We start from the raw sequence: 25023 nt of genomic DNA, 5'->3' as shown, positions 1-25023 counted from the left end.
GTGATTGTTGACGCTGCCCAAAAAACAAACCCGCCGGGGATGACCCGGCGGGTTATTGGTAGTTCACCGATTCCCATCACCAAGGCGCCTGCCGGCTCGTCTGCGTCGCCGTCTGGTATTCACTCAGGTATTGCGAGACTTCCGCCTGTACGTCCTCGACCGACCGCGCATCGTCGCGCAGGAAGTAGTCGATCCACTTCTTCCCGTATCGGACGTGATTCACCTCTTCGGACCAATCGACGTCCGCGAACAGCTGCGACCGGTAATCCCGCTCCTGCTCGTAATAGCGGGCCCGCTCGCTCTTCCGCGGCATGAAGAACACTTCCAGGCCGAGCGTCAAGTAGCACAGCCGGTGCAGGAGCGGCATCGCTTGCGATCGCTCGAACAGCACCATGTTGATCTTGCTCGGCTCGACGCCCAGCTCGCGAAGGCGCAGCGCGCCGAACTCGGCATGGCGCACCTCGTCCCAGAAGTGATGCGCGATGTCCAGAAAATACTGCCTCGGCGCCTCGAGCTTCCAAGAGTCGTAGATGATCGTGGCGAGCAAAGCGGCCGCATACAATTCATTGAAATACACTTCGAATTCGCCGATGCACCGTTCGCGAAGCGGGAGTGTCTTCTTCTCCTCGTACGTGCCCAGATCGGCTGTGTGCAACCTGTCGTTGAAGACGATCGGGGTGGGCCAGGCTATGCGCGGAGAGACCGGGCGATGGGCGGTTCCGGCTACTCTTGGCTTGCACCCGTTCAGCCCGCCTGCCGATTTGATCAGCCCTTCCATATACAAGTTCCACTCCGCTACCTCGAGTCGCTTGGGCTGCGTGTCTGCCTTGCGGATGTCGCCGATCACCCTCCACTCCCGCTCGGCGTCCTGCTCGAGCCGCTGCAGAATGCGAATCTCCATCGCGTTGGCCGACGGGTCCGCCGCCGCGAGATGCTCCCGGTACGCGTCCGTCAGTCGAAGCACGACGAGCGACAGTCCGGCCAAGAAGCTCTGCGGATCCGGCGCCTGCACAAGCTCTTCGCCTACGAGCTCGAGCGCCGGCTCGATGCTGACGCCGCGATGCCCGCCCCGCATCTCCTCGAGTCGTCCCTGCAGCTCGAACACCCGCTCCGCATGCGCGAACAGGAAGTAGCCGAGCCGCAGCTTCACCTCCCAATCCGGCTCCTGGAGGAACCAGTAGGCCAGCGCCCGTACGCAGCTCATCTCCACGAACGCATACCGTCGGAACAGTTCCACAGACTTGGCGATTTCCAGGCCGCCCTGCGAGCGGCTCTCCGCGTATTGCTGCAATTCGTTTTTCATCGCACCCACCCCCTAGGTTGACTGTTGGATCACTTCCTATTCTCCATTGTCCGCAACCCGGTGGAATTCCGCTATAGGCAATTCGTCGAAAAGCATCGCTAATTTTTTGGATGGAATGTAATTTCCTTTCACAACGGTTCGGAGGTGGAATCTCGGACGATCAGCTCCGGCTCGAAAATATGCTCGAGCTGCGCAAGCGGCCGTCCTTCGATCATGCCGATTATCCACTCGGCCGCCAAGGCGCCCATCTCGAACTTCGGGTGCGTCAGTGTCGTGAGCTTCACTTCCGTCGCGGTCGCGTAGGCGGAATCGTCGAAGCCGACGATCGACACTTGCTCCGGCACGCGAAGCCCGGCTTGGCGAATCGCCTCGAGCAGCTTGACCGCCAGCTCGTCGTTGTAGCAGACAAAGGCGGTCGGCCGGTCTGGCCGTTCCAGCAGCGCCATGGCCGCCCGGTACGGCTCGTGCGCCTTCGTCTCCGTCGTGTAGTGGACGACGGCTTCCGGCGCGAGAGCGACTCCGTGCTCCTGGTGGGCGCGTAGAAACCCCTTCAGCCGGTTAACGCCCTGCAGGTCGTCAACCTTGAAGAAGCCGGCCAACCGCCGATGGCCGAGACGGATCAAGTGGTCCGTCGCTTGGAACGTTCCCCCCTCGTCGTTCACCTTGATCACCGGACAGCTCAGCTCGGGGTAACGCTCATTGATCATGACATAGGGGATTCGGTTATAGTCCATCGCCAAATACAGGCCCAGATTCGAATTGCCCTCGGCGCTGCGCGTCGGCTCGACGATCAGGCCGCTGAGCGGCTCGCTCCTCATTTGCTCCAGGCTCAGCTTCTCTTCGCGTTTGTCGTTGTCCGTACTGGAGAGGAGCATCCGGTAGCCGCGCTCCCGGAGCACCGCTTCCGCCCCTCGTACGATGTGGGGAAAAATATAATCGGAGATATACGTAGTCACGAGCCCTACTGTCTTCACGGCTGCTGGACCTTCGAGCGCAGGAGCTGCGGGCGGTGCCGAGACGAAGGTGCCCTTGCCCTGCACGCGATGGATACGGCCTTCCCGCTCCAGCTCGCCGAACGTCTGGCGGACGGTTTGCCGGCTCACGCCGTATTGTTCGGCGATCTCGTGTTCGGTTGGCATTTGATCTCCCGCCCGGTACCGGCCTGCGTCGAACCAGGCGAGGATCTCATGCTTCAGCTGCATATATTTGGGTGTCACTTTGAATTCGGAAGCCATGTCGGAATCGGCACCTCATGCTACATTCTTGGAATATTGGAATTTCTGCCAAGAGGGAGGGCCGCCATGAGATCAGGCGGCCCTTCCCTGCTGTGAACCATTATAGCACAGCGCTTCTCAGTTGTATGTACAACCCGGCTACTCCTTCGGGTGGATCATCTCCTCCGGCCGCACCACCGCGTCGAATTGCTCGGCCGTGAGCAAGCCGCTCTGCACCGCCGCCTCGCGCAGCGTGAGCTGCTCGCGGTGCGCCTTCTTGGCGATCTTCGCCGCGTTCTCGTAGCCGATGTGCGGGTTCAGCGCCGTGACGAGCATAAGCGACTCGTCCAGGTAGCGGCGAATGACTTCGCGGTTCGCCTCCATGCCGTCGAGAGAGTTCAAACGGAACGAGTCGGCGGCATCGGCGAGCAGGCGCACCGACTGCAGGAAGGCGTGGATGATGACCGGCTTGAACACGTTCAGCTCGAAGTTGCCCTGGCTCGCCGCGAAGCCGATCGTCGCATCGTTGCCCATCACCTGGCAGGCGACCATCGTCATCGCTTCGCTCTGCGTCGGGTTCACCTTGCCGGGCATGATCGAGCTGCCCGGCTCGTTCTCCGGGATCGTCAGCTCGCCGATGCCGCAGCGGGGCCCGCTCGAGAGCCAGCGCACGTCGTTCGCGATCTTCATCAGATCTGCGGCCAGCGCCTTGAGCGCCCCGTGCGCGAACACGAGCTGGTCGTGGCTCGTCAGCGCGTGGAACTTGTTCTCCGCGCTGACGAACGGCTCTCCTGTCTCGCGGGCCAGCTCCGCCGCCGCGAGCTCCCCGAAGCGGGGATGGGCGTTCAGCCCCGTCCCCACCGCGGTGCCGCCGACGGCGAGCTCGTACAGGCCGTGCAAGCTCTGGCGCAGCATCGCCCCGCTCTTGCGCACCATGGCGAGCCACCCGCTCACCTCCTGCCCGAGGGTGAGCGGGGTGGCGTCCTGCAGGTGGGTGCGCCCGATCTTGACGATGTCGGCGAACGCCGCGACCTTGCGCTCGAGCGTGCGCTCGAGCTCGGCCAGCGCCGGCAAGAGCCGCTGCCGGGCGGCGAGCACGCCGGCCACGTGCATCGCCGTGGGAAACGTGTCGTTCGAGCTCTGCGAGCGGTTGACGTCGTCGTTCGGGTGGATGCGCGCCTCGCTGCCCGCTCCCTCTAACCGCTGATTCGCCAGACGCGCGATCACCTCGTTCACGTTCATGTTCGTCTGTGTCCCGCTGCCTGTTTGCCAGACGACGAGCGGGAACTCATCGTCCCATCGCCCGGCGATCACCTCGTCGGCGGAAGCGGCGATCGCCGCCGCCTTCTCCTCCTGGAGCTTGCCGAGCTGCCGATTGGCGAGCGCCGCCGCCTTCTTCAGCCGAGCCAGCGCGTGGATGACCTCGATCGGCATCCGTTCCGTGCCGATGCGGAAGTTGTTGCGGCTGCGTTCCGTCTGCGCGCCCCACAGCTTGTCCGCGGGCACGCGGACTTCGCCCATCGTGTCGTGCTCGATCCGGTAGTCCATAGCAGTCCCTCCATGTGTCCATAAAATTGGTTGATTTCCATAGATTACCCCAATCGGACCGGTGACAAACGAGCGAGGAGGCTGATACTCACCGGTCCCTCGCGTACAACTCGAGCCAGGCCGGCCAGTAGCCGAGGCTGATCGCCAATTGACCGGACTGGAGATTACTAAGTGCGGTCGAGTAGTACGGCGTCACACCTGCCTCCAATACAGCCCGGGTCAATGTCCCGACGATCGCTTTGCCGATCCCCTTGCCTTGATAGTCCGGCTTCACGTCGACGCCGATCTGCCACATGAGCTCGCAATCCTCCGAGGCTCCTGCTATCCCCACGAGGGTGCCGTCACACTCGGCCACGACTGCGATTCGATCCGGTCGCAGGGCGTCTAACCGAAATGCCAAGGCATGAGGGAATTCGGTATGCTCGTAGAGCCGTTCCGTTATCTCTCCGCCATAGTAAGTAGTGAGCGTCACCCCTTGCGGGATATGGACCGGCTTCAGGTCATCGCTCGAGCACACATACTTCTGGTCGGGTCCCGCCATAAACTGCCTGTCTGGCGTGACATATTCCTCCAGCCGGGCAATCGTCTGCGCCGAGAACAGCTCTCCGCACGTCAAGCCGCCCAGCTGTTCGCGCGCCCAGTCGAGCCGCTCCGCACTGCATGTGACGACCGCGCCTCTTCCCATTGTGGCTACACCTAACGACTGCTTGCGAATCGGGAAGCGGAACCGCCCCTCCCGGAGCTCCGCCTCGCATACGATAACTCGATCGGACAAGAAATCGTCTTCCACACATGCCATATTGGCAGCCAGTACGGTTCGAAGAATACGTGCGGCGGACTTTTTATCGGATGCCATCGGTTCACTCCTTCGATCCTTTTAATTTCAATGTAGCGAATGCTTTTGAATCCCGCAACTAAAATGCTATTGTAAATGAAAGGGGGTAAAGTGGAATGAGCCGCATAAACCGCATGAACCGTTTCCCATCGACCGCGACCGGATATCTGCGTTCCGTGCAACTCTTGAGGGACGAAGTCCCGTCCTTCGAGCAGTTCCCGTACCACCTCCCTGCGCTCCGCGAGTTGGACACCTTGGAGCTTCACCCCAAGGTTACGTATATAGTAGGCGAGAACGGCATGGGCAAGTCCACGCTGCTGGAGGGGCTTGCTGTCGCTTGGGGCTTCAATCCGGAGGGCGGCAGCCAGAACTTCGCCTTCTCGACGTATGCCTCCCACTCCGAGCTCCATCGGCATCTGCGTCTGGTGCGGGGGGCGCTTCGACCGAGGGACGGGTTCTTCTTCCGCGCCGAAAGCTACTATAACCTCGCGAGCAACATCGAGGAGCTCGATCGCGAGCCCGGGGGTGGCCCGAAAATCATTCAGAGCTTCGGCGGCAAGTCCCTGCACGAGCAGTCCCACGGCGAGTCGTTTTTCGCTGCGTTCATGAACCGGTTCCGGGGCGACGGCCTGTACGTGATGGACGAGCCGGAGGCGGCGCTGTCCCCGTTCCGCCAATTGTCCATGCTCGCCCGCATCCATGACCTGATCCGGAATCGCTCGCAATTCATCATCTCCACCCACTCCCCGATCCTGATGGCCTATCCGGATGCGATCATTTATCAGCTGACTTCCAAGGGGATCGAGCGGGTGAGCCTGGAGGAAACCGAGCATTACCAACTGACCCGGCAGTTTTTGAACAATCGGGAGGGGATGCTGGAGGAGCTGTTTCGCGAGTAGGCACCGGCGGTAGGTAACAAATGCACGGGCTGAGATAGTCGGGCGAAGTACTGGTTCTTGTGCTCGGCTGATGCGCTGACTGATGTGTCTGACTGATGTGTCTGACTGATGCGCTGACTGATGTGCTGACTGATGAGCTAACTGCTGTGTTGGCTGGTGTGCTAAAGCCGAAGGAACTGACGAAATAACGAAGGGGATTTTCTCCCTCTCTTTTCGAGGCCCGGTCGATTTAGTGGGGGGCGAGAGGGAAAATCTCCCTTCTATTTCCTCGAATATAGCCCTAAATCAGCGAAAATGGCCAAAAAAGAGGGAGCTTTTCCCCTTCCAATGCCTCCACTCGCTTGAATCGAATGAAAATGAGGGAGAAATTCCCACTCCTATTAGGATCAACTGGTGATAGAATGGAAGGAGGTGGAAGAAAGATCCGTATGTGAAATAACTGGTGACCAAATGTCGCATAAAGGGTGATCTATATGAACATATTCATAATCCTTCTATTACTTTTACATAATCTGGTGGGCGGCACCGATCAAAATCAGTCCGTACCCGAATTGAGTGAAGAACTCGCCTTAAAATTAAGAGCAGAAGGGCTAGAACGTTTGAGTACATTTATTGACGGTGGTAGTGAATGTGACCAGGGAAAGGCTCCGGCTAGTCAGGAAGGATATTACTATTTTTGTTCGGACCTAGATACTTATGAGGAAATGTATGAATACCTCGAAGAGACGTTTACTCCTGATATAACGAAGAAGTTGATCGAGTCAGTGGTGGTAGTAGATAACAACAGACTGTCTTATCAGAGCGTTGGTTGGGGTTCATTGAACGATTGGTCAAGAGCCAATGGGACGATCGCGAGTAGGGATGAGAAGACAATAAAATATAAATTTAGAGTCCCAGTATTTGGCGATAGCCACCCTCCGAGCGAGATTCAAATTGAATACGAATATATACCTGAACAGGGATGGAGAATAAATAGTCCAGCAAGATCACTAAGGTAGCCATCCTATAACACCGTATAGCTTGCCCTATAGCGGTGAGTCTAGAAAGGAATAAAAACATGTTTGTTTTAAGACTAACCCAAACCTTATTGAAAGATATGAAAGCTACTCCTTCCGAGATCGATGAAATGTCTCCGCTTCTGAGCTGGCATGCTAATATTTATGCGTTAAATAACCGAAAACATATCATTTTTATCAATGATTTAAGCCGCCTATGTGTGATCATTGATGGGGTTAGGAGTTCACAGTTAACCAAGCTGAAAGAAAAATTTAGTTCAACCCTACTTACATATCTAATAAATGAAGGCATAAAGCGCAGTCAAATTGATTTGTATCTAAGAGACGGATCTGAAATAACGATAGCTAAAACAAACAGCAGAAGTGTCTTAGGGACGATGAAAGAAATAACAATCCATACAACAGATACTCGCTTAGAATTTAAGGACCCTATTGCAAGAATGAAATGGTTGAATCGATTAATTTATAAACCGATCGAGTATCAACAACCAATTAAAGTATTTAAAGAAGCGATTCAAAATCGATACTCCTAATCCCTATTTCGGCCAGCCGCCCTTACATGCTGAGCGTACATTGGCCAACAAAAAGGCTGCCGATCCGCGACAGCCTCTTCCAGCCCTTACAATTCCACCCGTTCACTCCCGATCAAAGCCGTGGCCGGGCCATGAACAAACACGTTCCCTTCCATTACCACATTCTCACACGCGGTTAAGTGCACCGCATGTAGCTCGTCTTCCGTAGCCGGGTAAGTCTCCGTCCGTTCGATCGTATTCCCGCGGAAGATCAAGCCGTCCACCGAGTGCCCCCGAACGATCGCCGGGTTGAACGTGCGAAACGTATTGTGCTCGATCCGGATATTCCGGTGGTAACACACGTCGAACCGCGCGGGGTCCTTGATCTCGGGGTCGATGTCGATCACCGCCTTGCCCCACTGCGGGTAGCAATAATTGCAATCGACGAATGTGTTATGCCGGATCGTCATGTCGCGCACCGCGCCGGATTCGAACCAATAGTTCGCGTCTCCGGAAATTTTGATCCCGGTCCCCGGGGTGCTGATCGTATTGTGCTCCAGCAGCACTCGGCCTCGCGTCGTGATCAGAAATCCCCGCGCCCGATTGCCCCGCACCGTGCACCGGCGTACCGTGAAGTCCGCCGACCAGCTGACATTCTCCAGCACATCCTTCTCTTTCATCGTTGCAGGAAGCGGCCGGTCGAACGTGATGGACGTATATTGCGAGTTTAACCGCTTGACCGCTTTGACCGTCAGCCTGTCGTACGCAGCGAGCGATTCATTGTCCACGAATTCCATCACATCGCCTGGCGACGCTACTTCCACACCGACCTGCTGGAAATGCACCAGCTTGACGAGCACGGTATGATCCGCCAGCTTCTCCGCCACCTGGGCATAAATCCCGTGTACGTTGGACGGATCGTCCATTTGATTCTCGAACAGACAATCCTCCATCTCGACAGTGCCGCGGCAGTAAACGAAGTGTGTGGCGTCCGCCAACGTGGAGAACAGTCGGCCCGAGCCCGGCCTGCGCATGACGTTGAACCGGTTCAGGCGGATGTCGGCCGACTTTTGCGCGATGAGCCCCATCCCCACCGCATGATAGACGTTCACCGCCTGCACCTGAACATCCTCGCTGTCTTTGACGAAAATGCCGGGGGCATCGCGTTTGCCGCATTGGATAATGATTACGCCCCCGGGGTTAGGCTTCCGCTTCATCGGACCGACGAACCGGACGGTGCCCGCCACCGCCTCTTCTACCTCCAACTTGGCGAAATGCCCGTAATTCAACGAGTCGCCGCTGCCGTAAGCGGGAGCTTGAGTGACCGGATCCATCTCGATCAAGCCTTTGGCCGGCTGCTTCCAGCCTTCCCCTTCGAAAATCAGTTTCCGGTTCACAATCTCGTAGGCGTACGGTTCGTCCAGCTTCACGTCAACCGACTGCTCCCCCACGTCCAAGACCGTTCCCTGGAACAAAAACGGCTGCTCCCAGTCGATGCTGAAATTGCGGAGCACGACATGGCGGGAATGGTCGACAATGAACGGCGTGATGTACCCGTGGAAAATAAATTCCGAGCCTTGCCCGTCGATCGTAATGGAATCGAACCAGATGAGCGGGAACGCCGCCCGCCGCAGCTTCTCCTGATCGTGGTTGGAAATGAACAGCTGTTGCTCGAAAGCCCGGTCCGGCCAAAAATGATACCGCCCCTTCGGAAACACGAGCACCGGATACTCCAAATCCCGGCAATACTCCAGCGCCCGCGCCACAGCGAGCGTGGAATCTACCGCCGCGGAGCTCCCGACTCGGCCCCCCGCCTGCGGAACCGCGGCTTCGTCCGATGAATCGATCAAGCCGAACTGCTCCATATTGACGACGGTTTGCATCGTATGCATATCTGCCCCACCCTATTCTCTATTCGTTTTCATTCGGATGCGATAACCGCCTGCTTCAGGAAAGCGATATCCGTCAGCAGCAGGTCGCTGAATGCGTCGTCGAGCTTCTTGCCTTTTAGTGCGCGGACCGCGTTTTCAAGCGAATTCAGCCCGTTCAGAACGGTTTGACTAGTTGGGCTTTCCTGCACTTGCCCTATCTTGTTCATCAATCTTGAATAAAGGACTTCGTTATCGATCCAGCCATTCGTATTTCCGATCGTGACCGCCTCATCCAGGTGCTCCAGATCGAGCGTCACGGTTACGGTGTACGTGACGGTTGCTAGGTTGCCGGCCCCATCCACGGCGGTTACGGTCACTTGATGCTCGCCAAGCGATTGACTGAGCGGCGGCAGCTCCAAGCGCTCGACAAGCTGTCCGTCCCACCGGATTTCCTTGCTAGCTACACCGGTCAGCGAATCGGTGATCCCGATCTCGGCGGCCAAGCTCTCGGTCTGCAGCAGGACAGCCGGAATGGCCGCGCTCACCGTCGGGGCAGTGCGGTCGACCGTCACGGTCGAGGAGGAGGTGAACCCTCCATCGACCGTCGTGGCGGTGATGACGGCCGTACCGTCGGCGACAGCCGTCACTCGGCCCGCCGCGTCAACGGCGGCGACGCTCGGGTCGCTGGACGACCAGACGACGCGGCTGTCGGTAGCGTCCTTCGGCGTTACGGTGGAGGCCAACAGCCCTTGAGGGCTGCTGGCCGAGTGGAAAAGCAGGACGGACGGACTGACCGCGATCCCGGTCACGGGCGTCACCGGCTGTTCCGAAGTGTGGAAAGTATACACCGATCGGACAAGAGGCGATAAGGCGACTCCTTCCGCACTCGCGAAACCGGAGGCCAACGTTAATTGATAATTCGTTGCATATTGGAGAGCCTGCGCCGGCTGAAGCGTCACCTTCTTGCCGTCCGGGCTAACCGTCACCACGGCTTCGACCGCTGCCTGCGCTCCCTCAGCTTTTATCGCCATCGTACTGCTGTTCACGGTCGCGGGGTCGACCGGATGGTTGAACGTCAGCTCGAAGCCGGAGTCGATCGGAACCGCATCGAGCACCACCGGACTCGTCAGCGTGCCGGTGAAGGAATAGCTCTCGAATTTCACCGCGTCGGCCCGTGTGAACACACCCAATTCAGGCGTGGAAGACGGCGAAACCCGCGTCATTCTCACAAATTCCGTACCATCGCCGGTGAAATCGAATACGCCGAGCGGGAGCCAGCCGGACTCCCCGGCGGACGCATCCACATCAAACACAGTCGTAACGCCGCCATGCTTCACTTCAACCTTAACGTGCGTATCCGGGCCCGGGAAGCGGACGATCTTGTAGATCGAGACGGCGAGCTTGCCGGCCGGGATATCCTGCCTCCAGGTAGCGGTCGCTCCCTGCTCCTCGGTGTACTTGCTGCGCACATCCTTGCTGTAGCCCGTCAGGGAGCTCAGTCTCCACGTGCCGGTCTCGGAATAATGAGCCGTATCGAACGTATCGACGATGATCGTGAGCTCGCGCAGCCCGATGAGGATCGGCTTCGATTCGAGCACGGTGCCCCCTATCGTAACCCGGGCTTTCACAGACACCTGGTCGGCGACGCCGTCTAGTCCGTTCAGCGTCATTCGGCCTTGAGCGTCGACGCTGACCAGATCGCTGCGGTCGACGATGTATTCGATCGTAGCCCCGGTCAGGTCGCCGACAACCCCGGTATTCAGTAGGCCGGTTACGGACAGTTGAACGGTTTTCGTTTTTTCCAACACGGTCTTATCGGACGTCAGTGTGACGGAATCCCAGGCTGGGACCACGTTCTCGTTCACCCACATAACCGCATCCGCGACCACAACGCCGGTTGCCCGATTCGTGACTTCGACGTATCCGGAGGTTCCCGCCGCGAACGGGTGCTTGCCGAGCAGGATCCACTGGCCATTTCTTGTTTTCTGGTTCAGAGTATAGGCTTTGGAGCCTCCGTCGTAATAAACCGTAAATACCGCATCGGTCGCGTTACTGATGCCTCCGACCGGGAGCTTCACGTACACGTTGTAGTTGCCGGTCTCCGTAAGAGCGGGCCGCCAACGCAGCCGGCTGGTCGGCTCGCCGGCGATCGGCCGGGCGGTCACGTAGTTGTCGAAGTAGTACTCGTTCGCCGTCGTGCTGCGCATCCAGCTGCCTTCCGTCTCCGCATCGACATTGTCGACGATCGTCATCGGCGGCGCCGGGAGCTGAGGCGGCTGCGAAGGAATCGACGACACATGGTTCGGCAAGTACAGCGTCCTGCCCTGTGTCCGTATCCCTTCCGACTCCACGTAATACGTGAACGGCGTGGACAGATCGTTCACCCTGACCGACCACTCCATGGGATAGATCGTGTCCGGGAGCGTCGTGTAGGTGGCTCCGCCGTCGAGCGAGTAATGCAGCGTAGCCGGGTTCGTCGTTTTCGCCTGGATGTACGCGTTATAGGACGTTTCATCCGGCTTCACGAGCAGCATGCCTTTGACCGCGTCGATCGGGCTATAAGTGTCGAAGGAATAGCTCGCTTCGGACGTATCCTTCACGGTCGGAGTCTGGTGCAGCGGGACATGGATGTTCATCCCGTCCACGATGATCGCCGTAATGCCGCGTGCCGATACCGTCACCGGAATCGAGCCGCCCTGCATCACCGTCTGCGTCGGCGTGCCGTTGTCCGCAATGATCGTCACCGGATACGAGGCGTTCGGATCCAAACCGATGATCGACGGGTTCAGCGTAACCGTAGCCTGCTGCTGCTGTTTGGACTCGTTCGCCAAGCTGATGTAGAACTTATTCCCGCTCTCGGCGGTAATCCAGTTAAGTTGATTGTTGTTGGTGGAGAGGATCCCTTTGGGCATCCACAGCCACACGTTCGGGTTCCCATAGAAGGTGCCCGGCTTGCTGCCGTAGACATGATATTTGAACCACAAGAAATCGGACTCGAAGGCGAACGGGAACGAAATTTGTCCGTTCGACCGGGTCATCTGCTCGGTGACGAGGTAATCCATCGTCTGGCCGAGCTGCGCCGGCGCGTGATGATAGTAGATCGACGTGCCCTCGCTCGGACCTAGCAGCGGGAAGTCCGGCTCCGTCTGGCTCGAGATCAGCGACTTGTAGTAATAGCCCGGATAGTTCGTATACCGGCCGATAACGGCATTGTGCGCGATATCCCGCAGCAATTCATCGCCGGTGTACTCCGCGATCCGGAGCAGGAACGGCGCCTCCTGCGCGTTCAACCGATAGTTGGCGGATGTGTCGCCCGCTTCGAACGTAAGGCCGTTCGGGGAGACGATCCAGCTGTCCACGACCCGGCCGCCTGGCGCATCTTCAGGCAGCTTCGTCCGCGGGTATTGGTACTTATATTCGTCCGTCCAGCGGAACGCGAGGCTGTACCGGGGCGGCGACGGCTGCGGGATCGAGATCGAGCCGTCCGGCACCGGCCGGGCTACGAAGATGCTGGCATAGCGCTTCGCTTCCTTGTAGGCGGCATTCAAGTATTTGGGTTCTTTCGTTTCCTCGTACAGCTCCAGAATTTCGACCCAGAGCTTCCCGTAGTTATAAAAGAAGTTCGTGCGGCCGAGATCCACCGTAGCGGGCGTATCGATTTCTTGGGCGATATACTGATCGGCCGCCGCTTTCGCTTCGTTCAAGTACTTTGGATCACCGGTCATTCGGTACGTCATCAACGGTTGAATCACCGGTCCCCGGACGAATTGATCCGGATTGCGGAACTGATATTCCTCCAGTCCCAGATCGTATAAGCCGGCGTTCTGACCGCGCGTCATCTCGTAGAACGTCGAGACCATCGAGACGTCGAACGGGACCGCCGCCATTTTCCACAGCGAGGAGTCGGTGTACACCATGCTCTTCGTCGGCGACCAGCCGCGTTCGTTCCGGGATACGCCGTGCTCGAGCATAGGGAGCGCTCTCGTATCGTAGAGCTGATCGTCCCCGGTCATGTAGTACGCGCCCATCAGCACGGAGCTCGTCGCGGAGCGGATCGAATCCTGGTTTTCGATATCGATGAAGCCTTTGGCCCGGTTCCACCAGCCGCTCAAGGACGGTACGAAGTTGACGGAATCGTCGCCCTCGGGCTCTACCTTGACCAGATCGATCATGTTGAACATCGCATCGGTCAGCGATCCGCCAGTCACATTCTCCCGGTAGGCGGTGTAGTCGTACTCGTTGCGCAAAATGTCGGTATAGGCGTCATAGACCGCTCCCGGCTCGGCATACAAGCCGACGCTGAACCGGTATGTGCTGCCAGCCGTAAGCTGCGAGTGCGTTCCAAACTGCGGTGCGTACAAAATCGGCTGAACTTTGCCCTCATTGTTGATCAGGCTCATGCCGAGCCTTTGGTTGCCCGCTGTCCCGTCCGGCTCGAACGTGAGCGGCAGCTGCTCGGCCGGGATGTACAGGCCGTATGTGACCGGGTTACCAGCGCCGTTCTTTTTCTCCACCAGACTCATAGGTGCCGTCAGCTCCCACAGACCGGTGGACTCGGCGGTACCGGCCATCTTGGCATGGTTGCGGGCTCCGCTCAACACTTCGCTCACATCGGCCAAGTCCTCCGTCGTAAACGACTGATAGCCCACTACATAATTACCGCTGGTTTTGGGTGTATACGCATAGGAGATAACCGGTCGCGATCCGGCTAACGACCATGTCACGCTGAAGTCGTATTGGCTCGAATTGCGGCTGTCGGTCAGTACGACCGTCTGGCTGTCGGGCATGGAGAAGCCGTCGAACAGAACCCAAGTGTAGTCCATCGAATCGTAGTAGTTGCTCCGCTCCCCGAAGGACCCGCCGAAAATGACCCATTGCTCCTCAAGCCGCTCCGGCACGGAATTCATCGGCGTCCATACGCCGTTCTCCCGATAATAGACGTCGCGGACTACCGTCGTGCCCCCCGTCCAGTCCGCCTTGTAAAACGTAACTTTATAGTCGCCGTTCTCGATCATACCCTGCTCGGTATACTGAAGATTCGGCAGCGTGCGGGTGCGAAGCGCGCCCTCAGCCGGAGGTTTGCGCTGCACCGTTCCCTCGAACTTGACCGCATCGGCTCTCGTATAGCCCGGGGTCGTCGTAATGCGAGTTAGGCGCACGTACTCGTTGCCCGCTCCTGTGAACGTGTAAGTCCCGAGATCGATCCACCCTTCCGTCGCCGGCGTCAAATCGATGAACTTCGTATCGGTGATGCCTCCGTGCACGATATCGAGCTTGACTCTAGGGTCGGCGCCGTCCGGCCAGTTCACTTTGTAGAACGACACCTTCGCCGTGCCGGCCGTCATACTCGGCTTCCATGTGATCGTAGAGTTCGTGACTGCCGAGTACCGCGTTGTCGACCGATCAACCCCCCTCACCGTATTGGATGTGGTCCAGGAGCCGGTCTCCATGTACCCGGGATCTCCGAAATCCACGAGGATCGTGTTAAACTCCTTCCGCGTCACCTGGATGGAGTAGCTCTTCTCGTCGCTCTGGCCTCCCCCGTATGTGGCAGCCGTTACGGTGATGGCAATCGGATTGCTGCCTACGGCAAGCGGAATATCGGACGATTCGGAGCCGTTCGGGACGACCGTTCCGTTCACCCGGATGACGGCAGTCGGATCGACGGCGGTGGGGGTCACCCGCAGACGGTCGGTCTGCAGCTCCACCTCGCTCGTGTAGCTCAGAACCGAGGGGCTGAAGGCCGGACTCAGCGTCCCTGCGCTAAGCACCAAGCTCTGGAGCGAAGCGTCCACCTGAGGAGGACGTGTGACGGTGATCGTATAGTCTCGCGTCGTCGTTCCATCCGCCGCAGTTACCGTGACATGAATCGCCGTGTCCCCAACTGCAAGGGGGATACTCGGCGAAGGCACGCCGCTCGCGACTGCAGTCCCGTTCACATGGACGCTGGCAGCCAGGTCGTACACCGAGGCCGTCACGCTGACGGAGGACGTCTGCGGCGTTACCGTTGTCGTATAAGCTGTAACCTGGGGGGAGAACGCAGGGCTCAGGGCCGCGCCCCCTCCGTTTACTTGCAGGTCGGTCAAGGAAGCGTCGCTTCCGGCGGCCACCTTCTCGAATTTGACGGCATCGGCGTGGATGAACGTTCCGTTCACGGTGGACATCTTCGTCATTTTAACGAATTCGTTCCCTGCTCCGCTGAACGTGAACGTGCCGAGCTCCACCCATTCCGACGTACCTTGCGTGAAATCGATGAATCGGGTATAGGTCGTTCCGCTGTGCACAACATCGATTTTCCCGTTGGCGTCGTCGGTTAACGTGGGGCGCTTTACTTTGAAGATCGAAACTTTATAAGTGCCTTGTACGGTGCCCGCGGCCGGCGTCCAGGTGGCATAGTTGCCCACTCCGCCCGTCACTCGCGTCGTAGTTCCGTTGTAGCCTTTTACGCTGCTGTTGCTCCAGGCAGGATTTTCCGCATACAGGGGGTCCCCGTTATCTATGAGCAGCAAATCCGTTGGAGCGGCGTGTACGCGGGACGTACCACCCGGCAATAACAACAACTGGCACAACAGGGTTAATACCACCAACATGCTGAGCCGTCTGCGAATCAACCACGAACCCATTCCCGAATTCAATCGATTCCCCCGCTTTCTTAATGGCTTATCCTTACTTCCGCCGGATGCGCAGTACCAGGCTGCCGCCGTTGTCCGGCAAATCGGCCGTCCACAGCCGCCCGTCCTCCGAATCGAATGTCACACCTTCCGCCTGTATCGACCCTTTCTCGTTCCAGACCGCGAACGGTCCGCCTTCCTTCACTTGCACGATCAACTCTTCCTCGGACGCCTCGATGACGTGAACCGCCGCGGGCGACAGGAATTTGTCCGTCCGCCCGATCACCGACCAGCCGTTCTTGATCGGGGTCAGGAGGTAGAGAATGTTGCCGTAGCCATCCAGCTCGTAGCGAATCTCTTCGCCGACTGCCAGCCGGACTGCCTGCCCACGCTCCCAGTCGTAGGCGATCAGCCCCTCGGCAGGCAAGGACCAACGCGTCTCCCCCTTCTGCAGCATGCAGCCCGCTTCCGCGTAATGCTCGGCCGTGAGCGCCCCTCGTACCGTCACTTCCGGCTCCGTCAGGTTATAGATGACCACGGCGGCGGACTCATTCGCGAGCGGCGCGATGACACTATACGGCTCCCCTCCTTCGAAAGGATCCGTGAACAGGCTCTCGCGCAGCGGTGCCGCTGGGGCGAGCGGGCGCAGCAGCTCTCCATCGCGATAGCACAGCGGCATCACGTTGTCGGCGACAAAGTTGGCCGGACTGTCGGACACGTAGATCGGCCCGCCGGACATCGCCTTCGAGATGGCCATCACTTTGCCCGATACCCCGTCGTTCGAGTGGAACATGTCGTGGTCGCCCCATACGGTCTGCCCGATCCACGGAATGTTCCCGTAGGAGTTGTGCAGGTGCCTGCGGGCTCTCGCCAGATCGCCGACCGCATAATCCTCGCTGCAGCGGGTCACGGCGCTGATCCGAGTGTTGAACACGCAGACGGCGCTGTGCGCCATGCAGTTGATCAACCCGTCGGTATGGCGGGCCGACGCGGCTTCCAGCGCCTGTGCGTTGTTCACCGCCCGCCGGATCCCATTGTCCGTCCCGGCATTCAGCCGGACGTTCTGCGCCTGGTTGTCGACTTTGATGAAATCGAATCCCGCCTCGCGTACGGACCGGATATAGGCGTCGTAGAACGCAAACGAATCCAGGAACCGCTTCTTCGGCTGCATCGCCGACTCCTTCACGAGCTCCAAGTGGGCGTTCAGCTCCCCGAATTCGTTCTCCGGGTGGATCCCGTTCCAATAGCCGTTGAAGTTCAACCACAGTCCGATCCATTTGATCCCGTCCTCGCGTTTGCGCGCCATCAGCGGTTCCCAGCCATTGGGGAATTTTTCCGCGTCGGGCTTGAAGCTGATCAACCGGCGTTTGACGTCCGCATGCAGGTGTCCGTCATCCACGAGAAAATATCGGATCGGCAGCTCGGAGCGCTCGATGCCCTCCCACGCCTGGAGCAGGATGTCCTCGCTGATACCGAATTTGTATTCCTCCCAGCTGCACCAGCCCAAGTATTTGAAAATCTCGGGATACTGCTTCTCTTCCCGCATCCGGGTCGAGTATCCGACATGCTCTGCCGCTGTATGCCAAACGAGGCGAGACGCCTCATAAGGGTTCTCGTGGGTGGCCCAGGCGCACAGCGGCACGGGTCCAGACACTTCGCCGGTTCCGAAGATGCCGGCCTGCACAGTGAGCCGTTCTTCCTCTTCTGCGAACCAAGCGTAAGTTTGAGGGCCGACCAACGTGGCGATCGCCATATACCCCCCTTGCTTCAACTGCAGCAGCAGGAACAGGCCGCCGACCGCGAGATCGCGGAAATCCCGGACCGGCAGCGGCTGAATCCGATTGCAGCCGTCCGGCCACGCTTGCGTGCGGGTTTTGATCGGATCGTACTTTTGGAAAGGGGCAAAATAGCTCCCGATCTGAAACTCTGGAAGTTCGACTGCACAGTTGGCGATCCGTCCTTGCGAATCCGGCGTTCGGCTGCCTTCCTCCAGAACATGAATTCCCGTACGGCCCAGAGCCGCGTCAAACTCCAGCTTCAAGCCTTCTCTTTCTTTAGGCGAGGCCTTTCCCATCTTCGCATTTCTCCTGTCTATTGGCGTTTTTGTCTACAAAGACGGCCTGAGTTGCGCCGAACCCAGGCCGATATGCATTGTTTTTAGAGTCCCAGCTGCTTGCGCAGGTCGAGCGTTTTCTTGTTCCAGGCTTCAATGTTCGGAATGACCGTGGTGTTGATGTCTTTGCCGTTGAACAGCGCGTCGTTGATGTACCCGTTCCAGGCGGCGTAGTAATCGTTCCAGGCCGGAATGTTCGGGCCCGGTCTCGTGCAGCAAGGAAGCGTCGAGGCGGTTACGTTCTTGCCCTTCCACACGTCGGTTTCCGCGATGGCCTTGTTCAGATCCGGATCGACCGTGACCGGGAAGAATGAATCCTTGATGTTCGCCAGTTCTTCCTCTTTCTCGAATTGGAAGGCGAGCAGCTTCATCGCGGCTTCCTTGTTCTTGGACCCGCTCAGGATCGCTACCTGACCGGTCGAGTTCACGCCGACTTGCTTCACGGTGCCTTTCGGGAACGGGAGAATGTCCCAGTTGAACTTGGCGTTGTCCTTCGTCGTCTTGCCCACCCAGGAGCCGCCGACGTTGAAGAGCACTTTCCCGGTAATGAACGTTCCGTCCATCGCCCGGTTGAATCCGGTCGCTTTGCTCTCCTCATAGTTCGGCAGCGAATGATCCTTGCTCTGAAGCTCCTGCCACCAACGGAAGTCGGCGAGCGCGTCCGGGGTATTCAGCACGCTTTGGGTCATGTCCTTGTTCAGGTAGAACAGGTTGTCGGCATGGCCGTTCGCCATAGCGAGGGCGGACGCTCCGTAGATGCCGGTGAAGGCGTTGTCGCCGATGCCCCAGTCGCCGGCTTTCGGGTCGGTCGCTTTCTTCGCCATCTCGCGGAATTGCGTCCATGTCCAGTCGTTCTTCGGCATCTCCATGCCGTACTTCGCCAGCATGTCTTTGTTGACGTAGATGAAGATCGGATTGACGGAACGCGGCAGGGCGTACTGCTTGCCCTTGATCTTGAACATGTCGAGCAGACCTTCCGGGAACTTCACTTTCTTCATCGTTTCGTTATTGGCCATGAGCGGCGTCAAGTCTTCGACCAACCCGTCCTTCATGTAGGCGGTGATGTCGACGACCCAGGTCAGATCGGCCGGCGTGCCCGCGGCATTCAGGGCGGCGATCTTCTCCATGTAGTTCGCGTCCTGCCCGCCCGTCGCTTTCTCCACGATGACCGTGATGTTCGGGTACTTCTCCATGAACCGCTTGTAGTGCGCGTCCTGGTCCGGGCTGTTCTGGTGCACGATCCGGAGCGTGACCGGCTCTTCCTTCTTGGCTGGAATCGGAGTCGGCGTCGCTGACGATGACGGCGAAGTGGTACTCCCAGTATTCCCGCCCCCGCCCGAGCATGCCGCCAGCATCATTGAAAGCGTCATCATTCCGGCCATACCCAAAGACATCTTGCTCTTCCATTTCCCTATCATGCGCTTTTCGACCTCCACCGTGGATGGTTCTTTATCAATCTGACCCAATCTTACCCAATTATAGTTTATTCGTCAATATGATTTTACGTTAATTTAGGAATTATTATAGTTAAATATTAAAGTGTAATTTAGTTTATTTTCTTGAATGTGCATCTTATTTAAAGACAAAAACAGCCGGTATTGGCCGGCTGCAGCAGTGCTCTTATTCAACTGACGATTCAACGAATAAGTTTGATTGAGGAATCTAAGGAAGATTCGAGTAAAATCCCATCGTCGGATGTAAGTACACGAGAGATCGGATCCGCTACTTCCAGCTGCAGGCGGCCAGAATCGTCCAGCAGTACGACGCGAAAACCATCGTTCTCGTCAAACCGGCAGACAAGCCGATTGTTTATTACTTGCACAGCTGTGACCGGCGTTCTCCACACGAGCGGGTCTTCTCCGTTCCGATCGGCTTTGTACAACTCGAATCGATTCGTGTCTCTCTTGGTTGTGTAGAATACGTTGCCGTCGATGCTGTCAAACCATGATACTGGATGATCGGAAAGCTTCATTTCGCCCTTCCCATCCAACGCCGACGAATACAACATGTTGTCCTCGTCCTTCACATAGTAGAGCTTTTTATCAAAAATGCGGAATAAGCTAATCCCCGAGTTGACGACCGTTTCACTTTTATTCGTTTTCAGGTTGATTTTGCAAAGTGAATTGTGGTCGTTAGGGCCTTTTAAGCACAGGACGAAGACATCATCCCCGACCAAAGAGTCAGCTGTTGTAAGAACGTCGCGGCTGGTGTACATCTTCACATTCGGGTCGTCTCCCCCTACAATCTTGCTATCCGTCTCATTCTGACCTGGCTGCGATAAATACATGAAGCCGCCTGGGAGATTGAGGATTAAAGTCCCATATGGGGTGTCGAAGAAATCGATATACCCTCGATGCAGCAACTCGGCTTTCCCATCGTCACCGACTTTAACGAACAGGTCCGTACCTGTAAATCCTCCCCCAAGGTGATACTTAAACCAAAGCGTATGATCTCGGATCTGAAAAGTTACGACCTTTGGATTCCTATCGGAACTGTAGAAGCTATAAGAATAAATCTCCTCCATGTCGGACGGATGCAGCTCGGGAGCCCGATATACATGGTTTGTCATCCCTCTCGTCTCGACAAAATAGAAATATCCCTTGAAAAGGGCAACATCGTTCTCACCGGCATAGGCAGGAAGCAGAGCCGGTTGCACCTGTGGGTTATCGGACGTGATGCTAAGACCATCGGTATCGCTCCACTGGTAATCCCAGTTGAATTCGTCGTGCGCGAAACGCCAGGTCAATGGAAAATACGTCACATCCCGGAAGCTTAACAACGGATATTCTTCGTTGGTGTTGTCAATCGTCTTGCCGTTGATCGTGACGGGAGTTGCGGGAACTTCCGCAGCGTAGGAGGCTGCGTTGCGACGATCAGACTTGTAGGACACATACGAGGAAGTCACCAGGCTTTGCTGGATGTTCAGCCCGTTTTCCGGCGACCAATCCGTCTCTAAACCAAGCAGTCTGGTATCGTACCACGTCATCGGAAAATAGGTGATATCGTCGTAAACCAGCAGCGGGTATTCGCGGTTTAGATTTTCCACAATATGCCCGTTCAGTTCTACCGTAAAATCCGGCAGCGTAACCCTTACGGTCTCAGCAGCAGCTCGACTGTTTCCCGCCGTTGCCAACAAGCCCAGGTATAATGAAAAGATAACCATACATCCGATCCGCTTTAATCTCATAGTTCCATTATCTCCTTTAAGAAATTGAGGAAATATTTGTATGAACTAATGACGCTTAATCCAAGAAAAGGTTGCACTAACTGCCCTTAAGCGTAACAAGGCCGCCGATTATTTCGGCAGCCTTCTATTGGTGTCATTTTGCGCTAAAGTGTCCCGTTAGAGTTTACTTCCTCCGCTAATCAGCCGGTACCCATTCATACAGAGCCTCCGCCGTACACCCCAGCGTGCGGGCGATCGAAACCGCCGTTTTGAGCGGCATGATTCGCTTGCCCTCGATATAATCCGCGAGACGCTCCGGCTTGTACCGAAGCTGCATCGCCAGCTCCTCCAGCGATACCGAGGCCTCGCGCATCCTTTCCTGCAGCAAACTGCGGCCTATTTCAACCTTCATACAGACCACGCCTCCTTCCGGACTACTCTGACATTCTGCTTTCCACTCTCAGCTTAGCCAGCCGGAAGCGACCGCAACCTACTCGTTTCCTTATGCCGCTGCAACCGCCCTATTCGCTCTCGAATGCCAGCTCGATCTCGAAAGAGCCACCCGTCGCACCAGCTGGATCAAAGTCCAGCCTTACCCGTCCCTCTCCTTCCGTGAGGAGTCGGATGCGCTCCGACCGGTAGACTACGCGGCCCGCCGGCAAATCTAGCGCCAGCTCGATCGGCGACTGCCGCTTTTGCGTAGGATCGCTGACGGCCAACCGCCACCCGGCCGAGGACTGCTTCAGCACCACGGATGCCGGTCCGTCGACGCTGACCCTCCCGCAGCCATGGCGGGCGGACTGCCAGAAGTGGGCGGCGAACAGGCCTTGTTCGACGTCCTCCACCGCGTGGCACTGCTCGCTCTGCTCCATAATCCGGATCGGCGGGCGCTCGGCGAATTCAGCGGTCTCCTGTTCCGTTCGGCCCGGCAGCACCATGTAAGCATATTCCGCGCCGGACGCCGCCTGCTCGGCTTGCCCCTCTGCAGCGTGCTCGAACCAAAAGGTCGCATACGGTCGGCGTATCTGCTCCACCGGGCCGGCAAGGTTGATGTCCCTCCAGCTCCCCGACCGTTCCTCCCGAAGCGCCTTCACGGTGCAAGCCTTCGGGAACACAATACCCGCATCTGCCTCCGGAACTCCTCCCGCCAGATGGATCCAGCGGGGTTGAAGCGTCTCTGCGCTACCCGTCTCGAGGCAAATCGGCCGGCCATCCGCGCTGATCTTTTCTTCGCCCGTAACGAGCTTCCGATTCTCGATCACCGTTTCCGCCATCTTGCCCGATTCGTTCATCACGATATTAGAGCCGAGGGCGACTATACGGTCGCCGAACAAAAACCAGCTTTTCCGGCCGGTCAGCTGAGCCGAAGCCCGCTCCGCAGGACCTGGAGCCGGTGTCTCCAGCTCCATCGCCACCGCCCCGTAGCGGGCTCCGAGCACCGCTCCGCCGACAAAAGACCGGCTGCTGGACCGGCTTCGGCGCTCGCCGTCCTCCAGCGGCTCCACCGCCGCAGTGATGCCGGGCAGCCGGTACGCATTCACCGTAGGCCAGTAGCCGTCGGCGAATTGGCTCAAATCCCCGTTGTAGAGCGAGGTCATCCCCTGGGAGGTATACCAGCCCTTCAGGTTATCTCCGTTGATCGACTCGTAAGTAAAGATCCGGTCCGAATACATGCTAATGCCGAACGCAAAGCCGGGCCCTTGCAGCACCGCGCGGTCCATCTGGGCGAACAGCTTGCAGAACGCCTCCTCCGGAGCCGGCTGGATCCGCTCCTCCAGAAGCAAACGCCGGGCTTGCTCCGCCGTATCCGGAGGAGCGGTTGTGACATACGATTTGTAGGTGTCCGCCACGATCCACCGCTTCACCCGGGCCAACAGCCATTCGGCTTGCGCCTCGTCCAACATCCGGGCGAAACGCAGACAGGAGGTGATTACGATATGGCCGATATCGTGATTTTGCGAATGGTAGCGCGACATTTCCCGCCCGCTCGCCATGTCCAGCAGCATGCCGCGGAACATAAGCGGAACATACGAATCTTGGATCCAGCGGTAGGTCAACGCCGTTGCGTTAGCGGGCAGCTCCCAGGGCGTGCCGTTCAGCCACACCAGCACCCGAGTGAGGTCCTGCAGCAGCGATTTGCCATAGCCGCCGGTATACGCAAACTTCTCGTGCTGAATGAAGGAGCCGTCCTCATAGAAGCCATCCCCGTGCCGACTGTAGCTGAAAACCGGCAGCAATGCGCGGCAGGCTGCTCGCAGCTTCGCCTCATCCCCCTGAACCACTGCCGTTAGAGCGGAGCCGCTGACCTTCCAAACGAGGTTCGCTCCTGTCGATGGGTTCGGTTGCGTGAACAGCTTCGCGTGAAACGCAGGATCCGCCACATACTTGTCCACCGGCCGAAGCAGCCGTTCGATGAACACCGGGTCGAGCACATCCAGCTCCTCCAGGACGATGATCGTCTCCAGCAGGGTGATCGGCACGCCGATCTCCCAGTTCCACCAGTTGCCGTGCGGCGGGCGAACTTCGTTGTACCGGTGCTCGTAAAACCATTCGAGACCGGCCCGGATTTCGCTCTTCAGCGCCGGATCGTTATAACAAGCGGCCCCCGGCGTGCTCAAGCCGATCGCAAGCTCCCTTAACCGCAGGATCAGGAGATACGAATCCGCGGTGTTGTCCTTCAGAGGAATATCCGGCCACAACAGCGTTTGATCGGGCTGCATCGTGCTCCGGTACTTTTGAATCTTTTGTATCGCTTCTTGCGACAGGGTCTCGCCTACCAAATACTGCCGCCATTTTTGACGTAATTGCCGCATGCGGAGTCTCCTCGACGATTTGATCTTTCACTGTCTCTGGTAGTATAGCACAAGAAGCCGGAGATGGACGTTCGTCCCTCCGGCCCCCTCAGGTTCGGGTTATATATTCCACGTCACAACGACTCGCGCTCCACGAAGTGCGTCGGCATAATGAACTGCACCGGGTAATCCCGCTCCCCGGTCACACGCGCGAGCGCCGCGCGTACGGCCATCCGGCCGATGTTGTAGCCCGGCACCTCGATCGTCGTCAGCCTCGGCGACACATATTCGGCCATCTCGATGTTGTCGAAGCCGAGCACCTTCACCCGGCCCGGCACGTCGATCCCCCGCTCGCGGAGCGCGATCATGACGCCGACCGCCAGCCGGTCGCTCGGACAGAAGAAGACTTCGGGCAGCTCCTTGCCCGAGTCGAGATAATCCAGGACGGCGATTTTGGCCGCATCCGTCTTCCAGCCGTCGATCAGGATCCGGTAGTCCGGATTCAGCGGTTTGTTCATTAGCTTGTGCGCATCCAGATACGCCTTATAACGCCCGGTATGCGGGTTGCCCACATAACCGACCCGGTCGTACCGGTTCAGCACCTTCGTCTGCAGCCACTTCAGCGTGTCCGTATAGAAGTTGACGCCGACGTAGTCCGCCCCCTCAGGAATGGCGGACATCATTTCGACGCCGGCTACGACGAGATCGACTTGGTGATCGATCAGCAGCGCCAGCAGCTCCTTCTCCACGGACATATAGATCACAGTATTGACCTGCGAATCCTCGAGAATTTTTTTGAAAGCTTCCGGCCGGTACAACCCCGGCGTGAAGCAGCCGAAAGCGAGCGTCACGCCGGTGCTGACGGCTTCCGCCTCAATACCTTTGAGAATCATAGAATAGAAGGGATCATAAGCCGTATCGACGGATTGACCGAGCACGTACCCGATTTTATATTCCGACTTCCCGACTTGCCCGGCCTGCTTCCGTTTGGCCTTATAGCCCAACTCGTCGACGAGGCTCCATATTAAATTTTGCGTCTCCTCGCTGCAGATCGTCGTGTCATTATGGTTCACGACTCTCGATACGGTGGTGACCGAGACGTTCGCTTTCTGGGCAATGTCTTTCAGCGTTACGCTCATATCC

General features: G+C 57.9%; 15 protein-coding genes. 3 read left to right on the top strand and 12 right to left on the bottom strand.

Going from position 1 to position 25023, the window contains the following annotated elements; genetic code table 11:
• Positions 1-76: 76 nt before the first annotated feature.
• From ACI5FR_RS04925 to ACI5FR_RS04910, 4 genes are all read right to left on the bottom strand, one after another.
• On the bottom strand, positions 77-1303 hold the full coding sequence (locus ACI5FR_RS04925; RefSeq protein WP_405451089.1) for a DUF455 family protein: 1227 nt from the start codon (positions 1301-1303) through the stop codon (positions 77-79).
• Positions 1304-1431: 128 nt separating this feature from the next.
• Positions 1432-2538 carry a GntR family transcriptional regulator gene (locus ACI5FR_RS04920; RefSeq protein ID WP_405451086.1) on the bottom strand — a complete coding sequence of 369 codons (1107 nt, stop codon included), beginning with the start codon at positions 2536-2538 and terminating at the stop codon, positions 1432-1434.
• Between the two features lie 138 nt (positions 2539-2676).
• Positions 2677-4065, bottom strand: a complete 1389-nt coding sequence (gene fumC, locus ACI5FR_RS04915; RefSeq protein WP_405451083.1) for a class II fumarate hydratase — start codon at positions 4063-4065, stop codon at positions 2677-2679.
• 88 nt (positions 4066-4153) lie between these two features.
• A complete protein-coding gene (locus ACI5FR_RS04910) occupies positions 4154-4921 on the bottom strand; it encodes a GNAT family N-acetyltransferase (RefSeq protein WP_405451080.1) in 768 nt (255 codons plus the stop codon).
• A gap of 95 nt (positions 4922-5016) precedes the next feature.
• Between ACI5FR_RS04910 and ACI5FR_RS04905 the strand changes: the two genes are divergently transcribed.
• The 3 genes from ACI5FR_RS04905 (at position 5017) to ACI5FR_RS04895 (ending at position 7348) form a co-directional block, all read left to right on the top strand.
• On the top strand, positions 5017-5799 hold the full coding sequence (locus ACI5FR_RS04905) for an AAA family ATPase (RefSeq protein WP_405451077.1): 783 nt from the start codon (positions 5017-5019) through the stop codon (positions 5797-5799).
• 473 nt (positions 5800-6272) lie between these two features.
• Complete coding sequence (locus ACI5FR_RS04900) at positions 6273-6797, top strand: DL-endopeptidase inhibitor IseA family protein (protein WP_405451074.1); 525 nt, start codon at positions 6273-6275, stop codon at positions 6795-6797.
• Between the two features lie 59 nt (positions 6798-6856).
• Positions 6857-7348 carry a DUF6933 domain-containing protein gene (locus tag ACI5FR_RS04895; RefSeq protein WP_405451072.1) on the top strand — a complete coding sequence of 164 codons (492 nt, stop codon included), beginning with the start codon at positions 6857-6859 and terminating at the stop codon, positions 7346-7348.
• An 86-nt stretch (positions 7349-7434) separates the two neighbouring features.
• Here ACI5FR_RS04895 and ACI5FR_RS04890 read toward each other — a convergent pair whose 3' ends face one another.
• The 8 genes from ACI5FR_RS04890 to ACI5FR_RS04855 form a co-directional block, all read right to left on the bottom strand.
• Positions 7435-9219, bottom strand: a complete 1785-nt coding sequence (locus ACI5FR_RS04890; protein WP_405451069.1) for an alpha-1,3-galactosidase-related protein — start codon at positions 9217-9219, stop codon at positions 7435-7437.
• 29 nt (positions 9220-9248) lie between these two features.
• Complete coding sequence (locus tag ACI5FR_RS04885; protein ID WP_405451066.1) at positions 9249-15788, bottom strand: golvesin C-terminal-like domain-containing protein; 6540 nt, start codon at positions 15786-15788, stop codon at positions 9249-9251.
• Positions 15789-15864: 76 nt separating this feature from the next.
• On the bottom strand, positions 15865-17883 hold the full coding sequence (locus ACI5FR_RS04880; RefSeq protein ID WP_405451063.1) for a Sip1-related alpha-galactosidase: 2019 nt from the start codon (positions 17881-17883) through the stop codon (positions 15865-15867).
• Positions 17884-17966: 83 nt separating this feature from the next.
• A complete protein-coding gene (locus tag ACI5FR_RS04875) occupies positions 17967-19340 on the bottom strand; it encodes an ABC transporter substrate-binding protein (protein WP_405451060.1) in 1374 nt (457 codons plus the stop codon).
• Between the two features lie 218 nt (positions 19341-19558).
• Positions 19559-21109 (bottom strand): DUF5050 domain-containing protein, encoded by a 1551-nt coding sequence (locus ACI5FR_RS04870; protein WP_405451057.1) that lies wholly within the window; start codon positions 21107-21109, stop codon positions 19559-19561.
• Between the two features lie 175 nt (positions 21110-21284).
• A complete protein-coding gene (locus ACI5FR_RS04865) occupies positions 21285-21500 on the bottom strand; it encodes a helix-turn-helix domain-containing protein (protein WP_405451054.1) in 216 nt (71 codons plus the stop codon).
• A 109-nt stretch (positions 21501-21609) separates the two neighbouring features.
• On the bottom strand, positions 21610-23901 hold the full coding sequence (locus ACI5FR_RS04860; RefSeq protein WP_405451051.1) for a polysaccharide lyase 8 family protein: 2292 nt from the start codon (positions 23899-23901) through the stop codon (positions 21610-21612).
• 113 nt (positions 23902-24014) lie between these two features.
• The gene (locus ACI5FR_RS04855; RefSeq protein WP_405451048.1) at positions 24015-25019 is read right to left on the bottom strand and encodes a LacI family DNA-binding transcriptional regulator; all 1005 of its coding nucleotides are present in this window, start codon (positions 25017-25019) and stop codon (positions 24015-24017) included.
• Positions 25020-25023 lie beyond the last annotated feature (4 nt).

The sequence above is a fragment of the Paenibacillus sp. HJGM_3 genome, assembly GCF_045062745.1.
GTDB lineage: Bacteria > Bacillota > Bacilli > Paenibacillales > NBRC-103111 > Paenibacillus_AA.
The sequence above is the reverse complement of the archived record's forward strand: the minus strand, read 5'-3'. Positions and strand labels throughout refer to the sequence as shown.

What these genes read in the sequence shown, in the direction of transcription:
- ACI5FR_RS04925 (WP_405451089.1), bottom strand. Translation starts at nt 1,303, where the DNA reads ATGAAAAACGAATTGCAGCAATACGCGGAGAGCCGCTCGCAGGGCGGC.
- ACI5FR_RS04920 (WP_405451086.1), bottom strand. Translation starts at nt 2,538, where the DNA reads ATGGCTTCCGAATTCAAAGTGACACCCAAATATATGCAGCTGAAGCAT.
- fumC (WP_405451083.1), bottom strand. Translation starts at nt 4,065, where the DNA reads ATGGACTACCGGATCGAGCACGACACGATGGGCGAAGTCCGCGTGCCC.
- ACI5FR_RS04910 (WP_405451080.1), bottom strand. Translation starts at nt 4,921, where the DNA reads ATGGCATCCGATAAAAAGTCCGCCGCACGTATTCTTCGAACCGTACTG.
- ACI5FR_RS04905 (WP_405451077.1), top strand. Translation starts at nt 5,017, where the DNA reads ATGAGCCGCATAAACCGCATGAACCGTTTCCCATCGACCGCGACCGGA.
- ACI5FR_RS04900 (WP_405451074.1), top strand. Translation starts at nt 6,273, where the DNA reads ATGAACATATTCATAATCCTTCTATTACTTTTACATAATCTGGTGGGC.
- ACI5FR_RS04895 (WP_405451072.1), top strand. Translation starts at nt 6,857, where the DNA reads ATGTTTGTTTTAAGACTAACCCAAACCTTATTGAAAGATATGAAAGCT.
- ACI5FR_RS04890 (WP_405451069.1), bottom strand. Translation starts at nt 9,219, where the DNA reads ATGCATACGATGCAAACCGTCGTCAATATGGAGCAGTTCGGCTTGATC.
- ACI5FR_RS04885 (WP_405451066.1), bottom strand. Translation starts at nt 15,788, where the DNA reads ATGTTGGTGGTATTAACCCTGTTGTGCCAGTTGTTGTTATTGCCGGGT.
- ACI5FR_RS04880 (WP_405451063.1), bottom strand. Translation starts at nt 17,883, where the DNA reads ATGGGAAAGGCCTCGCCTAAAGAAAGAGAAGGCTTGAAGCTGGAGTTT.
- ACI5FR_RS04875 (WP_405451060.1), bottom strand. Translation starts at nt 19,340, where the DNA reads ATGATAGGGAAATGGAAGAGCAAGATGTCTTTGGGTATGGCCGGAATG.
- ACI5FR_RS04870 (WP_405451057.1), bottom strand. Translation starts at nt 21,109, where the DNA reads ATGAGATTAAAGCGGATCGGATGTATGGTTATCTTTTCATTATACCTG.
- ACI5FR_RS04865 (WP_405451054.1), bottom strand. Translation starts at nt 21,500, where the DNA reads ATGAAGGTTGAAATAGGCCGCAGTTTGCTGCAGGAAAGGATGCGCGAG.
- ACI5FR_RS04860 (WP_405451051.1), bottom strand. Translation starts at nt 23,901, where the DNA reads ATGCGGCAATTACGTCAAAAATGGCGGCAGTATTTGGTAGGCGAGACC.
- ACI5FR_RS04855 (WP_405451048.1), bottom strand. Translation starts at nt 25,019, where the DNA reads ATGAGCGTAACGCTGAAAGACATTGCCCAGAAAGCGAACGTCTCGGTC.